The organism is Pirellulales bacterium, assembly GCA_019636335.1.
In the GTDB taxonomy this organism is placed as follows: domain Bacteria; phylum Planctomycetota; class Planctomycetia; order Pirellulales; family JAEUIK01; genus JAHBXR01.
Genome location: JAHBXR010000016.1, coordinates 139,506 through 155,989, shown reverse-complemented (window position 1 = coordinate 155,989; position 16,484 = coordinate 139,506). Strand labels below are relative to the sequence as shown.

Genomic DNA, 16,484 nt, shown 5'->3' with positions numbered 1-16,484 from the left:
CGCGGGCGGTCACCATCTTGGCTGGTGACCGATGGTCGCCTGCGGTAGGCGAGGGGAGATTAGATGTGCCCGAGTGCGACTCACCTTTGGTATCGTCCATGCGATCTGCTCCGCTCGTCGTTTCGCACCAGGCAAGCTTTGTGTTCTGCATCGGTGATGTGTACCGTGCCATCTGTTATCGTATCGGCCACCATCCAAATCAGGTATCACCAACCGCAACAGAGGCGTGCAAGCGACGACCAGTCGCAGACCGATCGACGTGCCGGCTGGTGACCAGACGATGCTGGTGCTGCGCGTGGGTGAGTTACGAGGGGATGGGCAGAGTGGCGCGGCGCGGAATTGGGTTTGGTACGATTTGCCGTAGATTGAATTCAAGGCACTTTGACGCCTTTCGGCGATCAGCTTTTGAGGATATAGGATGGCGTATTCATTTTTGGAATTGGCGTTGGATGTACTCAGTAAGGCAAATAAGCCGCTGACGTACCAGGAGGTTTGGCAGTCTGCTGAGGAATCAGGTCTAACCGCAAAGCTCGGAACAGTTGGCAAAACGCCCTGGCAAAGCCTTGGTGCTCAGCTTTACGTCGACGTACGCGACAATGATTCATCGAAATTCATCAAAGTTGGAAAGCGTCCCGCCCGCTTTTTCATGAAGGAACGAAGCCAAGAAATCACCGAGGCACTTTTCTCCAAGATCGAGAATGCCGAGAAAAAGCTGGTTAACACCTCGCCTCCGTATAAAGAACGCGATCTTCATCCTGTGTTGACGTACTATGCTTCTGCATATCGGACGCTCAATCGAGGGCGAGAGGTCCTCACAAAAACCATTTACCATGAGAACGCCAAAAAGTCTGGCTATAGCGAGTGGACGTATCCGGATATGGTAGGGTTCTCGATACCACTTGAAGATTGGCAGACCGATGTCATCGCATTCAATGAATTGTCGGATAAAAATGCCCTAACGCTGTTTTCATTTGAATTAAAGCGGGAAATCAACAAGGCAACGTATCGAGAGGCGTACTTTCAAGCTGTTTCAAATTCGTCGTGGGCGCATCAAGGTTACTTGGTCGCAGCAAAAATTTCCCAAGACGATGATCTGCTCGCAGAACTCGAGCGTCTTGCCGCATCGTTCGGAATTGGAATTATTCAGCTCCAGTTGTCAGATTTGAGCGAATCTCAGGTCATCTATCCTGCTCGGGCCAAGGGCAACTTGGATTGGGAGACTATCAACAAGCTGTGTGAAGAGAACAAGGACTTCCAGACTTTTCTCCAAAGCGTAAGAATCGACGTCAATGCCCGTAAGCTGCATCGCACCGAATACGATACGGTGATCAAAGAAATCGATGCTTACCTACAAGAACACTTCCAAGGTTGGAGTTCGTCAACGAAGCCCCAGTGATTAGCAATTGAAGTATTCCATACCGGCGTGGTTTTATCGCACGTCCGCCCCTGTCCTCGCGCGTTCGATTCTTGCCGCACACGCTTTGTAGGCTGGCTGCGAGGAGTACGGATCGAACGCGGCGTCTGTCAGCAGATTCGTCACGTTGTAGTGCATGGGCACGAAGATTTGACCGGGCTGTACCGTGGGCGTGACGACCGCCTTGGCGCTCAAGCTGCCGCGTTGGGTGCTGACTCGGACTGTTTGGCCTGATTTGATGGCGAGGGTCGCCGCGTCGGTGGGGTTGATTTCTACGTAGACGGTTTGTGAGTAGAGCTTGGCCAGCACGGAGGACTTGCCGGTGCGGGTTTGCGTGTGCCACTGCGCGGCCGAGCCGCGGCCGGTGAGCAGCAGCAGCGGGTAGGCGTCGCTCGGTTGCTCGGGGATGGGGCGCGGCGCTTCGAAGCAGAAGCGGGCCTTGCCGTCGGCATGAAAGAAACGCCCGTCGGCGAAGAGGCGACGCTCGCCTGGGATGGCGTCGTTCGAATTAGCGCAGGGCCACTGGATACCCCCCGCGGCGTCGAGCTGCTCGTAGTCGTCGATGGCGGAGAAGTCGCAGGGCTGACCGGTGCTGAGCCGTTTCAGAATTTGGAAGACGGCGGCGGGGGAGGTCCACTCGCGGAACATTTTGCCGCAGCCCCAGGCCTCGGCAATGAGGCGGAAGATAGAAAAATCGGAGAGTGCCTCGCCCGGCGCTCGGGCCACCTTCTTGATGACCCCGATGCGACGCTCGGAGTTGATGAAGGTGCCTTCTTTTTCACCCCAACCCGCCGCCGGCAGAAACAGGTCGGCCAGGCGAGCGGTTTCCGTCGAATGGTACATGTCCTGCACGACGAGAAAATCGAGCCGGTCGAGCACGTCGTGCAACATCGACTGGTTGATCCACGAGTGGGCCGGGTTCGTGCAGACGACCCACAGGCCGCGAATCTGGCCGCGGAGGATGCCTTCGATGATCTGGTGGTAGGGGAGGCTTTTTTCTTGCGGGATGGCGCGCTCGTCGATATCCAGGATCTGCGCGACTTTGCGGCGATGGTCGGGATTGTGGAATTGATGGCCGCCGAGCAGGTTCGTCGTGTTGCTGAAGAGGCGCGAGCCCATCGCGTTGCACTGGCCCGTGATCGAGTTGGCGCCGGTACCGGGCCGCCCGATGTTGCCGGTCATGAGGGCGAGATTGATGATCGCCTGCGCGGTGCGGACCCCCTGGTGACTTTGGTTCACTCCCATCGTCCACCAGAACGAGACGCGCTGGCCTTCGTGTATCGTGCGAGCGAGATTTTCGATGTCGTCGGGGGCGAGGCCGGTGTCGCGAGAGACGCGGGCAAGGGTGTATTCCGCGGCAAACGCGCGAAACTCATCGAAGCCCGAGGTGTGTGCGGCAATGAAGTCGGCGTTGATCCAACCGCGCTCGATGAGCAAGCGCGCGACGCCGTAGAGCAGCGTCAGATCGGATTTCGGAAAACAGGCGAGGTGATGCGTGGCCGACTGCGCGGTCTCGGTGGCCCGGGGGTCGATGACGATGATCCGCGGCCGGTGCGGATTGCGCTGCACGCGTTCCCACATGATGGGATGCGCCAGGCAGGGATTGCTGCCGATGAACACCAGTACGTCCGATTCCTCGAAGTCGGCGTAGGTGTACGGCGGCGCGTCGAAACCGAACGATTCCTGGTAGGCCACGACCGCGGTGGCCATGCACTGCCGGGTATTGCCATCGCCATGCAGCATGCCCAGGCCGAACTTCGAGAGCGCGCCGAGAAAGGCGAGCTCCTCGGTCGGCATCTGGCCCGTGCCGAGAAACGCCACCGAGTGCGGACCGTACTGGCGCTGGATGGCCTTGATGCGACCGGTAAAAATGGCGAGGGCCTGCTTCCAGGTAGCGGGTTGCAGGCGTCCGGTGTCGTTCCGCACCAGCGGTGTCGTGGCACGATCGGAAGAAAGGAGCACGGAGAGAGCCTCCCAGCCTTTGGGACAGGCCATGCCAAGGTTCACGGGATAATCGACCGTGGGCGTGAGGCCGATCGCTTCGCCCCCGCGCAAATGCACGTCGAGCGAACATCCCGTCGAGCAGTATCCGCAGATGGTGCGCGTGGTCGCGTCGGGCTGCGCGCGCTCGGGAAGCAGCCCGAGGCCGAAGCGCGCCGGCTCGAGCAAGAGCTCGCGCGAGAGGGGCCCGTGACGATCGACTAGACGGGACATTTTAGTGGTCAGGGGTTAGTGGTCAGGGGGTAGCTAGCGGATTCTTCCTGGCATGCGGGGTGTGGCTACGGCGGCGAAGAAGAGGTAGCGTTCACACAGTTCGCCCGCGAGGCAGGCGGCGAAGAGCAGAGCGGTGAAGATCGCGATGGTCGCTGGATCGTGCGGGGCATCGGCTCGGTCGACGCGTTCGAGCAGCAGGATCGGCATGACGATTCCGCCGAGCAGGCCGCTGGCCAGACGCATCGTCGTGACGTTGGCCAAGGGCCCCGTCATGAGATAGGTCGAACGCTTGAGGGGCGTCATGGCCGGCGCGAACATGTGCCGCGCGAGGGAAAGTTCCCAGAGCAGCTTTCCGCCGGCGAACAGGATGAGGGCCGGACAGCAGGTCTCGCCGCACCAGGTGACAAGCCGCGCGTTCTCGGCCGAGGGGCGCACGATGGCGAGAATCGCCACGCTGAGCCAGACCGTGGCGGTGCCCAGCAGCGCCGCCGTGAAAAGAAAACGAATGCCGGTGCGCGAAAAACTCCAATATTCGCGGCCGAGCGTGGCGTAGATCATCACCGACGTGAAGATGGCCACGCCTCCCGAACCGACCACCGCCACGGCCAGCAGATCGAGCAGCCCGGGGTGAAATATTGCCTCGCGTTCCGGGAAGAGGGCCAGTCCGGCATAGGCGCAAGCCAACGCGGCAAACAGCCCGAAGGCGAGAATCTCGCGACTCATCCACGAATGTCGCAGGCCCAGCAGGGCGCGATAGGCATATCTTGGCCGGCCGAGATGAAACGTACTGGCGGCCAGCGCCACCAGGCCGAACATCAGCGCCATCGTGCCATGCAGGGGGCGCATTTCATTCGCCAGGGCCGGCTCGATCATCCGCTCGACCACGAGCCCCGCGGCAAAAGCGCCGACGGAAAGCTGCGTCAGCACCAACATCACCACCAGTGGCAGGTGCGGGTGCTGCGGACTGACTTCAAAATAGTCGACCGGCAGCATGTTGCGCGGAAAGGATCGTTTTGTCTTGTAGGTCGTCGTCGGAAAGGTGATCCGTGGGTCTGGCGCGGCGGGCAGAAAGATGGCGGCCTCGGCGTCTTCGCGCGCCGTGGCAACGTCGATCACGCGGATCGAGATCGCCTCGTGGGGGCAGGCCTGCACGCAGGCGGGGGCTTCGCCCACGGCGAGACGATTCGCGCACATGTCGCACTTGCGCACGATGCCTTTACCGGCATGATATTTCGGCACGTCATACGGACAGGCCAGCGTGCAATACTGGCAGCCGAAGCATTGATCGTCGAGGTGCCGCACGATGCCGGTAGCCGCATCCTTCTCGTAAGCGTTGACGGGGCAAGCGTTCAGGCAGGCAGGCGCGAGACAATGGTGACAGGCCGTCGTGACGTGTTGCAGCGCGGAAGCCGTGCGCGTGCCGCCGACGAGCAGGCCGACATCGCGCCAAGTCTCGCCCGGATCGAGGCCATTGCGCGTATGACACGCCGTGACGCAGGCCTGGCAGCCCGAGCAGCGGTCGAGGTCGACTTCGAAGGCATACTGCTGTCCCGGCCCCGGCGGCGCGGCGGGCATCAGCGAGCGGTAGTATTTTTCTGCTGCCGGGGCGCTGCTGGCGGCATGGTGCTGAGCGAAGCGTTCGACAGCCGTGAGTTCTTGTTGCTCGCGCAGAAGCTGATCGAGCAGACTCTCGCTCGCCGGGACCGGTTGCGGGGCACAGCACGTCCGTTCGAGGCCCGCGGCGCACATCGAATCGAGCGAGATGATCGGCAACGAACTCATAACCTGGCCAGCGTGGCGGCGTGAAATTGCTCGGTGTGGATGCGCTCGGGTAGCATGCCGGCAGCGAGCAGCCCGGCGGTCAGACGTTCCATAAAATCGTCGGGACCGCAAAGAAAGAAGCGGCTCGCCGCGGCATCGTGCGCGCAGGCCAGCAGCAGCTCGATATCGACCCGGCCGCAGTTGCCTTGCCAGTCTGCCTCGGGACGCGACAAGGTGACGTAGTATTTAAAGCCGGGCAAGGTCGAGCTCAAGTGGCGGCACTCGCGGTGGAACAAGAGATCCTCGGCCGTGCGCGCGCCGTGAATCAACGTGCAGGGAACCTTCAGCCGCCGGTCGCGTATAAACCGGGCGATGCTCATCATCGGCGTAATGCCGCTACCGGCCGAGACGAGCACCAGCGGCTCCTGGTGTTGCTCGGGATCAAAAAAGAAGCCACCCTGCGCGCCTTGCAACTTGTACTCGGCGCCAGCCTGCGCGTGCGCGAAGAGATGCCGCGACACGAGGCCGTGAGGATTGAGCTTGATCGTGAGTTCCAACTTCTTTGGCAAAGCCGGCGAGGAAGAGATCGTAAAACTGCGCCACGTTTCGCGTCCCTCGATGGGCACGGCAATGCGCACGAACTTGCCGGGCAGATCGAACGGAATCTGCCCCGCTCGATTGTCGAAACAGAAGGTCCGCACGTCGTGCGACTCTTCGCGCACTTCGAGCAGGCGGAGCATGGCCTCGCCATAGCGGGGAGAAGCGACGCGGGGCTCGATCGTCTGATCCGACGGTGTCGCGGGGGCGAGCTTGACGAACACGTTGCCCGCGTCGACGAGCGTCTCGTAGCGAGCCAGGTCGTGATGCTTCGGCGCGAGACTGCAACCCGAGCATGCGTCGAAGGTCCAGCCGTGCCAAGGACAGGTGACGACACCATCGCGAAATTCGCCTTGCGCTAGCGGCGCCCCTTCGTGGGGACAGAGGGCGTCGACGGCGTGAACCTTGTCACCGGCGCGGAAGAGGGCCAGCGGACGACCGCCGACTTCGACTTCGAGACCGGACTCCGGTGGAATCGATGCCACGGCAGCGGCGAACAGGAAACCATCGCTGCGTTGAGGTTTCGCTTGTGGCTCGGCGGCGGGTGCTGGCTTCGTGCCTGCCGGGTCTTGAGCTTCTAAGCGTACGAAGTAGCGACGCAGACCGGCACAGCTCGGGCAGAAAATGGGAGGATCGACCGCTTCGTGCAGGTAGTGACACTTTTCGCATTGCCAGACGGGGGGCCGGAACTCGGCGTCGCCTGTTTTTTCTTCCCGATCTGCGGGTAGCTCCTTGCGCCAATAGTCGCTAAAGCTCTCGCCCGGCTGGTGGTGCAGATAATACTGGGCAACGACCTCTTCGATCAGTGTTGGCAACTGATCGGCATCGACGCCCAGGCGGTAGGTGCGTCCCATCTGGATGCCCTGCGCGACACCGCCCCCCAGAAAGACATCGAACCCCTCGCGCGTGCCGAACAAGCGCCGCACACGGACCCCTTTCAACCCGATATCGGCCGTGAAGTGCTGGGCGCAGCTCGAGGGACATCCGCTCATGTGGATGCGAATGCCTTCAAGGCAGACGGAGCGTTTGCGAAGTTTTTCGAGCAACTGAAACATCTGCCCTTTGGTCTCGGTCACGGCGATGTTGCAGAACTGGCTACCGGTGCAGGCCATCGTGTTGCGATCGAGCGCGTCGGCGTGGATGCTCAGCCCCAGCGCCGCGGCCTCGGTCAGCGCCGCATGGCGGGCCCGCTGCGGCAGATTGACGACCGCGATGCCTTGCTCGTGCGTGACGCGCAGTTGACCGTTGCCCCAACGATCGGCGAGCACGCCCAGCCCTTCGAGTTGTTGCCACGTCAGGCGCCCTAGCGGGACCGACAATCCCATCGTCCACAAATCGAGTTCGGCCTGGCGGAACCAGCCGATGAGCTCGTCGTGGGCCGAAGCCGGAACGGGCACTTCGTCCGTGGGCTCGAGAGAGAAGGGCAGGTGCTCGTGCAGCCAGTCGAGAATCCCCACAGGAGTCATCGCTTCGACCAGGAAGCGAAAGCGGGCCACGTTGCGTTTCTCACGCGAGCCACGTTCGCGGAACAAGTCGAGGATCGCACGCGTGACGTCGATGACCTGCCGGGGCTCGACGAGGGCGGGCAATTGCCAGGCCAGGTGCGGGTTTTGTCCCTGCGTGCCGCCGATGAGCACGAGAAACTTGACACGTCCGTCGGCGGCCCGCGTGGCGAGATAGCTGATGTCTTGCGTCCAGAAGTGAGCCGAGTGATGAGGGGTGCCGTTCAAGCAGATATTCATCTTGCGTGGGAGATCGGCATACTCGCGGCTATCGAGAAAAAGGTTCGTGATCTCGTGGCAGAGCTCGCGCGTGTCGATCAGTTCGTCGGCCATCAATCCGCTGAAGGGATGGGCAAAGACATTGCGGATGTTGTCGTGGCCGGTTTGCTTCGAACTGAGCCCCACGGTCGTCAGACGCTCGTGGACGCGCGGCAGATGTTCGATCGAAAGTCCCTGCACCTGCAGATTGGCGCGGGTCGTGACATCCACGATGCCGTGACCGTATTCATAGGCCAGCCGGGCGATCTCTTTTGCCTGCGCGCCGGACAACTCGCCTGCCGTGATGCGGATGCGATTCATGTAACGGCCGGGCTCATCGCGTTTGCGATAGAAAAAACCGTACCACTTCATCCGTTCGAGATCGGCGGAGTCGATCGCTTTCATCGACGTGCCGGCGGCAGCATAGCGCTCGATGTCGGGCCAGACGTCGAAGCCGTGTTTCTTGGACTTCCAGATTTCGACGGGGTTTGCCATAAGTCTTCTTGTCGCGGGAATCGTGCGTTGGAGTGGAGAAAGAAATTCGTTCCACGGGAGCATGACCTGCGCTGGACTTCGCGTTGGTGTCCGGCGACAGGGGTTACGCCGCCCGGGTCAGGTGTCTTGCAGGGCGGGAATAGATGGTTCGCCCAGGCGGAGCCGCGGTTCGCGAGCGAGGGGGGACGACTCGGCAAGGGCCGAGTTCCAACCCAGGTTGAGTCTAAAGCTGAGAAAGGAGCAGAGCGTGACGGCGGCCCCGAGCAGGAGAAACGCGGTCGACCAGTCGAGGTTTTCGCTCTTGAAAAGAAACCCTGCGCCAACGGCGGCCAGATTACCCCCTGCGCCGACGATGCCCGAGACGGAACCGACCGCACGCGGCAGGACGAAGGGGACGATGGAAAACGTCGCTCCGCACGACATCTGCACGAAGAGGGCGAAAACCACCAGCGCCGGAATCGCCGCCGCGAGCGAGCGGGTCTGCGAGAAGAGGATGAGTATCACTCCTTCGCAGAAAATCGCGACAAAGAGCCAGCGGACGCGGCCATCCCAGCCCCAACGATTGCCGGAGCGATCGCCGATCCACCCACCCAGCGTGCGGGCAAAGAAGTTCATCGAACCGTAGAGACCGACGATCAATCCGGCATAGCGTGCGGCGTCGAGGGGATCGAGCCGGCGGAGGGTCTCGAAGGAGTCGACGAAGTAGAGCGCGGCGACGTTCTTCACCGTCAGCTCGAGCCCGAAACAAGCGCCGTAGAGGGCGGCCAGGATCCACACGCGCGGATCGCGGCAGGCTGCGGCGAACGAACCGGCCGACTTCTTCGACTCGGGTAGCTGGCCGTTTGCTCGCAGATCGCGCAAGTTGCCGGCGGGCGTATCTTGCGTGAGGTAAAAGTAGGCGACGCCCATCGCCATGCACAGCGCGCCGGCCACGACCATCGACAAACGCCAGCCCGCGGCATTCGACAGGCCCAGCACGCCGACGAACGTGGCAAGGATCATCGGCATGGCGAACTGCGTCACGCCGCCGCCGAGATTGCCCCAGCCGGCAGTCGTGGCATTGGCGGTGCCGACGCAGTTGTCGGCGAACATGGCCGAAGTGTGGTACTGCGTGATAACAAAGCTGGCTCCAATCACGCCGATCAACACACGGAAGAACAGAAACGATTCGAAGTCGTTCGCCAGGGCAATGCCGAAGACCGGCAGCGATCCGACGATCAACAAACCGGTGTAGCACAGACGCGGGCCGATGCGATCGCACAGCCAGCCAATGAAGAGCCGGGAGATAATCGTGATGGCCACCGACCCGATCAGGCACCAGCCCACTTGCGACTTGGTGAGTTGCAATTCCTCACGCACGATCGACATCAGCGGAGCGATGCCGAACCAGGCAAAGAAGCAGACGAAGAAGGCCATCCACGCCAGATGAAAGGCACGCATCTGCGGCGTGGAAAAGTTGAACAGATCGATACGGATGGCCTTGGCAGGCTGCGACATGAGGGGCGGTCTCGGAACGTTGGATGGTGGAGGGGCAGCGATGAAACCAGCCCTGGGCAACGTTCGTTCCGAGCGGCCGAAGGGGCGTAGGATTCTTCGGAAAGCCGAAGCTTTCTGCGGCGAACCGAAGCCAATCGGAGGCCGAGCCTGCCCGATCATGCCCTTTCCCCGGGCAGCAGTTGCTGCTTGCGTATGCAGCAACATCGCACAGCGCATGGCAGCCGCGTCTTTCGGCCCGGGAAAACGGGGGCATGCGCCGAGTTCTGGAGTTTTTCCCCGTTTGGAATGCCGTTTTCTAGAGAGGTTCTCGTTGGAGATTACTCGAGACCGGCTAGGCGGCGGACGTGTCGCTTTTTGGAACTCATGCCCCCCAAGTCTTACGCACGCCCGCGAGCGGAATCTGCATACCTGCTGGTACAGAGTTGGTCGCGTCGCTACTGGATGGCCCTGGTGGCGGTGGCGTTCTTGATTGTGCTCCATCAGGCCGTAGTGCAACCGATGCTGCTCGGTCTGAGCATCTATCCCCCCAAGATCAATCTGGCGGGCCGACAGCGCATGCTCTCGCAGAAGATCTCCAAGGAGGCACTCGCCTTGGCGAGCCTTCCGCCCGGCGACACGCATGCCCAACGACGGACCGAGCTGCTCGACGACCTGCAGAACTGGAAAGCGGTCCACTATCAATTGACCGCGGCCGAGGTCGACTTCGGCCACCGAGAGCAGAACGCCATCGCGGCGGCCTTGCACGATCTTGATGCTCCGCTCGAGGACGTCGTGGCCACGGCGACCGTGCTGGCCCTGCGCGAAGCGGGGCAGGTGACCGAACCGCTCGACTTGCAGTATCTGCTCGATCGCGAGGCCGCGTTTCTGGGCGGCATGGAGCAAGTCGTGGCACAGTTGGAGCAGGCCGCAGAACGCGAGTTGGTCTGGCTGCGCGGCATGGGGCTGTCCATCATGGCCGCGGTCGTCGTGATGCTGGCAAGCGTGTATTTTGTGGTCCTGACTCCCGCCACGCGTTTGATTCGCGCACAAGTACAGCAACTGGCCACGAGCGAAGTAGAACAGCGACAGCTTTCGCAGCGACTCGCGCGGGCTCGCGACGAACTGGAAGATCGTGTTGCGGTGCGTACCCGAGAGCTGAGCGCGGCCAATGCCGCGCTAGCGAACGAGATGGCAGAACGAAAGGCATTGGAGCAGCGGACGCTCGAATTGGGCACGCAGCTTGCTCACGCCGCGCGCATTACCGCGTTGGGACAATTGGCCACGGGCCTGGCGCATGAGATCAATCAACCGTTGGCCAGCATCGCCACGTTTGCCGATACTGTCGAGGTGCTGCTGGAGTCGCCATCGAGCGATCGTGGGGCGTTGGAGGGCCCTCTAGCGCAAATCAAGCAGGCCGCCTTGCGAGCTGGCGCGATCGTGCGACGCATGCGCAACTTTGTGCGGCGCGGAGAGCCGTCGTTGACTCGTGTCGACTTGAATGTTCTCGTGCGGGACGTGTGCGAACTGTGTTCGCCGCAGCTCGCCCAGGCCGCCGTCGAACTCTCATTACGAACCAGTGCCACGCCACTCGAGGTCGAGGTCGATGCGATCGAGATCCAACAGGTCGTGGTCAATCTGATCCAGAATGCCCTCCAGGCCCTGGCCGTACTGCCGCGTGGTGATCGCCGCATCTGGTTGACGACGTCGCTCGTCGAGCAGGAGGGGGAGATCGAGATCGTGGACAATGGCCCAGGCTTTTCAGAGTCCGCCTTGGAACGCTCGTTGGCCCCTTACTTCACGACGAAGCAGGATGGACTGGGCATGGGGCTTGCCATCAGTCGCACCCTGCTCGAGCGGTACCAGGGGGGATTACAGATCGAGAACCGGTCCGCCGGGGGCGCCCGTGTCGTGTTGAATCTTCCGCTAGCCACATCGCATGAAATCGAACCTGGCGCTGCCACCCACACTGTTTGTCGTTGACGATGATCGCCAGATGCGAGAGTCGCTCGTGGCGCTGGCGTGCGCCATGAATTATGCCGCGCGCGGCTTCGAGTCGGCGAGGGCGTTCTACGACGTCTACCAGCCCGAGATGCCCGGCTGCCTGCTGCTCGACATCCAGATGCCGGGGCAGACGGGTCTCGAGCTGTACGAGCAACTGATTCGCGAAGGAAAGCGCATCCCGGTCATCTTCATCACGGCGCATGCCGACGTTTCGATGGCCGTCGCGGCGATGAAGACCGGCGCGATCGAGTTTTTGGAAAAGCCATTCGAACGTCACGCGTTGCGGCAACTTCTCGAGGCCGCCTTTGCGCGCGACGCCGAATGGCGCCGCCGCGAGGCAGAGTATCGGCAACTCGACGAGCGCATCGCGCGGCTCACCGAGCGCGACCGCGAGACGCTTGAGTTGTTGCTCGCGGGCATTCCCAACAAGGCGATGGCGGCCAGGCTCTTGATCTCCGAGCGAGCCGTGGAAATGCGCCGCGCTGCCATCATGCGCAAGCTGCAAGTCCGCTCGCTGGCGGAGTTGCTGGAGCTGGCCATCACCCACCGCATCCTGGGAGATATTGCGGGAGCTGCGCAGGAAGCGCGACTGCGCTAGCGCTGCGAACGAGTGCTCCAAATCTCACCACGGCAACTTCCCGGCTTCTCTCCTATCGCCAGGCATCGATTACTGCCTGGCGGCTTCTTCTTGGCCATAATTTCCCCTAGTCAGGGGCGCGCTGATGATACCGCTGGCCAGTTTCCCTGGCCACGATCCGGCAGGAGTCCACGCAATTCAGAACCGGCTTCCAGGAGGCAGCCTCCGTACCTGGAGCGTTCCAATCCATGTATTCAACCGAGCAGCGTCCCTCTACAATCCGGTCCATCACGCTAGGCGTGGAAGCTGCTTGCGAGTGACGTTCGCGTTGGTCGCCGGCTCGTGCTGCCCGTATATGTTGCCCGATGGGAGAAATGCCCGTGACGTCACCGAATGCCCAAGCGACTGGCTGGCTGGCACGCTGGAACGCGATTCCTCTTTATCTGCGGATCCTGGTCGCCATGATCCTGGGGATCGGGACGGGAGTCGCCCTGGGAGATGACGCGCTGATCTTCGACATTCCGAGCAAGATCATCCTGCAGCTTCTCGGGGCGCTGGCGCCCCCCTTGATTCTCGTGGCGGTGACGCACGTGTTGATGACGACGAAGATTCCCGGCCGCACGGCGGGGCGGCTGGCCTTTCTGCTGCTGCTCAACACGACGGTGGCGATCATGATTGGGCTGGCGGTGGCCAACTTGCTGCAGCCGGGTACCTGGTCCGAGTTGGAAAAGCCCCAGGGGCTGGGCGAGAAGCCGGTCACCGAGCGCTCGCCGATCGAATTGCTGGTCGACAACGTGCCGCGGAGCATCCTGGGCCCCTTGGGAGATAAGCAAAACATCATCGGGGTAATCATCATCGCCGTGGCGTTCGGGGTGGCCCTGCGCGGCGTGAAGGAAAAGCCGATCAACGACGTGGAGAACCTGGTCGAGGTAGCCTATCACGTCTTGTTGACCGTGTTGCACTGGATTATCCAGCTCGTGCCGATCGGGGTCTTCGCCGTGGTGGCCAAGGTCGTCGGCACGCAGGGCTTTGGGCCCTTCCAAGCGATGGGGGCGTTCGTCGTGGCGGTGCTGGTGGCGCTGCTGCTGCAAACCACCTGGTACATGCTGCGCATTCGGTTCTTTTCTTGGGTCCAGCCGAAAGATGTCTTTCGCGGCATGCGCGATGCGCTACTCATGGCCTTCTCGACCAGCAGTTCCACGGCCACGATGCCCGTGACGTATGCCTGTCTGACAGAGAAGGTAAAGCTGCGCGAGGAATCGGCCAGCATGGGGGCCCTGGTGGGGGCAAACTTCAACAACGACGGCACCGCCCTCTATGAAGCGATGGCGGCCCTGTTCGTGGCGCAGTTGCTGGGTGAGCATCTTTCGTTTGCCCAGCAGATGACCGTGGTCGTCACGTCGATTTTTGCGTCGGTCGGCGCGGCGGGCATTCCCGAGGCGGGTTTGGTAACGATGACGCTCGTCTTCACCGCGGTGGGTTTGCCTGTGGAGTATATTGGCCTGCTACTGGCGGTCGACTGGTTCTTGGATCGCTGCCGCACGACCATCAACGTGCTGGGAGACGTGAATGTGAGCTGCCTGCTCGATGGAAAAGTTCGAGGCGAACCCGCAACTACTCCTCCCATTACTTGATGCCCTGGCACACGGTATTGATCCAGGCAAACTGTGGCAACTGCGTCATCACACGACGCACTTCTTCGCGTTTCGCGAGACGCGGCAAATGACATTCGCTCGACAGCGATGTCGATACGCTTCACACCGCAGCACGAATAACATCGCGCGCACGATGCTCGTCGAGGCAAGCGAAAGAATTCTTTTACTGCTGTTTTTTTGCGGTGGGCCGCGACCGCGTGGAATGGCTTGTTTCCAGACCTTTCGTGCGCGCATTCCGCATGCCCCCCAAGCAATAAAAACAGTGTGCCGCCGGTGTTGTTGCTTGCGGAATTGTAAGTGTTGGCATTCCGCTTGCTGCTGACGGCGGCGAGCCTGAAATGCCCGTCGAGGCATATCCCCGAAAAACGGCCAACACGCCGTGTGCGCTCGCGTTGCGCGCCGTGCTGGGGCAGGTAAGTGTCGAAACAACGTACACCGAGGAGTCTGGAAAGATGAAAGACGTCGTTGCGTGGCGCGCGCGAAGTGGTGGGATGAGACCGAGGAGCAGGAGCCGCTTGGGGTTCACGCTCATCGAGTTGCTCGTCGTCATGTTGATCATTGCGATCCTGGTCGGGCTGTTGATTCCCGCGGTCAACGCGGCGCGCGAAAGTGCCCGCGCCACCCAATCGCGGAACAACCTCAAGCAGATCGCCTTGGCGATGAACTCGTTCAATTCCGCCAAGACGTACTACCCGCCCACCTGGTTGGCCGGAGAACCGCCGGCGCTGGGCACCGGCTACCCGAACATCGATGGCTGGTCCGTTCACATCCTGCTGTTGCCCTATCTTGAACAGAAGATGATCCACGAGGAGATCGACTTCACGAAGAACTACAACTACTACGTGCAGGCGAACGCGACGGCCGGCACCACCCCGCCGCTGTTCACGCTGGCCGACGGTACGACCGCCGTACTCAGCACGCTGCGCGTGCCGACGTATGTCTCGCCGGCGGAACCGCGGGATGAGATTCGCGAGGACAAGCACTACCCCGTGAATTATGCCATGAACATGGGCACGTGGTTCGTCTACGATCCCGTGACGCGCAAGGGAGGTAACGGTTCGGGCTACCCGAACAGCAAGCTGACCGACGGCGACTTCGGCGATGGCCTGAGCACGACGCTGGCCTTTGCCGAGGTGAAAGCGTGGCAGCCGTACTTCCGCGACTCGAACGAAACGGCGGTCGATCTGGGTGCGTCCGATGCGGCCTTCCCCGAGAACGCGACCGTTCCAGATGACGCAGTCGACCTGGGCGCGCTGATGGGGACGCCCGGCGAGTACAAGGAGACGGGGCACACCGAGTGGTTCAACGGTCACGTACACCATGCCGGCTTCACGACGGTCTTCCGTCCGAACCAGAAGGTCATGTGCGCCAATCGCGTCAGCGCCAGCTCGGCGACGGTGAATGCCACGGCGACCGGCGATACCGACATCGATTGGACGAACTGGCAGGAAGGCAAGAACCGCAATATTGCCACCGCGTCGACGACGCCCACCTACGCGGCGATCACCGCGCGGAGCTATTTCTCGAACGCCGTGAACGTGGCGATGATGGATGGCTCGGTCCGCACAATCGAGGACAAGATCCACCTCGGCGTGTGGCGTGCCATCTCGACGCGCAACGGTCGCGAAAAGCTGCCGAACAGTTTTAATCAAGCGAACTAGCGCTACGCATTCGCCGCGAGAGCAAGCTATTGAACGAGTAAGGCCGAGTCGCGCGCTGTGGCGCGCGGCTCGGCCTGCACGTATTGCTACGCCGCGCGAGGTTTCTTTCCCGCCTTCGAACGGAATCCCATGGCCAGGAGCAGCAACCGGCGACTCTCGATCGTCGAGGCGACGCGACTACTGTATCGCACCGATGCTCCCAGCGATCAGCAGATCGGCCGCGTCTACGAACGGATGAAGGCGGGCCTGATCCGCGTACACGATCGCGCCGCGACGCCCCGCGACTGGACGACCACCGAGCAGGATCTGGCCGACTACGTGGCCGCCGAGATGATGAAGCGGCAAAGCCATGCGCCCTCGATATCGGTCGCTACGACCGCCAAGCCACCCGCTACGAAGCGCACCGCCGAGAAGCCGTCCATGACGGCCAGGCCTCAGGTCCGCGACGCCCAGCATCTGAAGCAGGTCTATCACAACATCTGGCGCGATGCCTTTCTGGCGGTCTTGCTGCGCCGACGCATCGCCCATCGTTCGGCGACCTTTCACCGCTGTGCGCTGGCCGGACAGGTCCTGCTGCTCGTGACACTCGTCGGCACGGCCGCGGCCTTGACCGGTTTCACAATGGAACGCACTCCGCCCGAGCACACCGCGATTGAACGCTGGATCGATGAAAACACCGACTTCTTCGAAGTGGTAAAGTGGTACCCGGTGCAAACTTCGCCCGACGGCGCCGGATCGATGGTCGAGGTGGAGTATCGCTACACGAAAGACTCGCGTCGCGTCATCACGACGCGGCGAACGCTGTTGGTGCAGGGAGAGGATGTCCGCGAAATGGCGGACGAGTAACTGACGTGGCGCGGCGTTTTGTCCTCT

General features: G+C 61.8%; 10 protein-coding genes. 6 read left to right on the top strand and 4 right to left on the bottom strand.

Going from position 1 to position 16,484, the window contains the following annotated elements; genetic code table 11:
* Positions 1–418: 418 nt before the first annotated feature.
* The gene (locus KF708_16290) at positions 419–1,396 is read left to right on the top strand and encodes a hypothetical protein (GenBank protein MBX3414248.1); all 978 of its coding nucleotides are present in this window, start codon (positions 419–421) and stop codon (positions 1,394–1,396) included.
* Between the two features lie 33 nt (positions 1,397–1,429).
* On the opposite strand, the gene KF708_16285 is transcribed toward KF708_16290, so the two are convergent.
* The 4 genes from KF708_16285 to KF708_16270 form a co-directional block, all read right to left on the bottom strand.
* A complete protein-coding gene (locus KF708_16285; protein ID MBX3414247.1) occupies positions 1,430–3,628 on the bottom strand; it encodes a nitrate reductase in 2,199 nt (732 codons plus the stop codon).
* Positions 3,629–3,661: 33 nt separating this feature from the next.
* Positions 3,662–5,410: a dimethyl sulfoxide reductase anchor subunit gene (locus KF708_16280; protein MBX3414246.1), complete on the bottom strand. Its 1,749-nt coding sequence runs from the start codon at positions 5,408–5,410 to the stop codon at positions 3,662–3,664.
* Complete coding sequence (locus tag KF708_16275) at positions 5,407–8,241, bottom strand: Rieske 2Fe-2S domain-containing protein (GenBank protein MBX3414245.1); 2,835 nt, start codon at positions 8,239–8,241, stop codon at positions 5,407–5,409. The genes KF708_16280 and KF708_16275 overlap by 4 nt, the downstream gene beginning before the upstream one ends.
* Before the next feature lie 117 nt (positions 8,242–8,358).
* Entirely contained in the window at positions 8,359–9,738 is a 1,380-nt protein-coding gene (locus KF708_16270; GenBank protein ID MBX3414244.1) for an MFS transporter, read from the bottom strand.
* Between the two features lie 363 nt (positions 9,739–10,101).
* Here KF708_16270 and KF708_16265 point away from each other — a divergent pair, with 363 nt between their 5' ends.
* The 5 genes from KF708_16265 to KF708_16245 all read left to right on the top strand — a co-directional run bounded on the left by KF708_16265 (position 10,102) and on the right by KF708_16245 (position 16,457).
* Entirely contained in the window at positions 10,102–11,697 is a 1,596-nt protein-coding gene (locus KF708_16265) for a type IV pili methyl-accepting chemotaxis transducer N-terminal domain-containing protein (protein MBX3414243.1), read from the top strand.
* A gap of 13 nt (positions 11,698–11,710) precedes the next feature.
* Positions 11,711–12,316 carry a response regulator transcription factor gene (locus KF708_16260; GenBank protein MBX3414242.1) on the top strand — a complete coding sequence of 202 codons (606 nt, stop codon included), beginning with the start codon at positions 11,711–11,713 and terminating at the stop codon, positions 12,314–12,316.
* 359 nt (positions 12,317–12,675) lie between these two features.
* Complete coding sequence (locus tag KF708_16255) at positions 12,676–13,929, top strand: dicarboxylate/amino acid:cation symporter (GenBank protein MBX3414241.1); 1,254 nt, start codon at positions 12,676–12,678, stop codon at positions 13,927–13,929.
* Positions 13,930–14,441: 512 nt separating this feature from the next.
* The gene (locus KF708_16250) at positions 14,442–15,611 is read left to right on the top strand and encodes a DUF1559 domain-containing protein (GenBank protein ID MBX3414240.1); all 1,170 of its coding nucleotides are present in this window, start codon (positions 14,442–14,444) and stop codon (positions 15,609–15,611) included.
* A 129-nt stretch (positions 15,612–15,740) separates the two neighbouring features.
* Complete coding sequence (locus tag KF708_16245) at positions 15,741–16,457, top strand: hypothetical protein (protein MBX3414239.1); 717 nt, start codon at positions 15,741–15,743, stop codon at positions 16,455–16,457.
* The last annotated feature ends 27 nt before the right edge of the window (positions 16,458–16,484 follow it).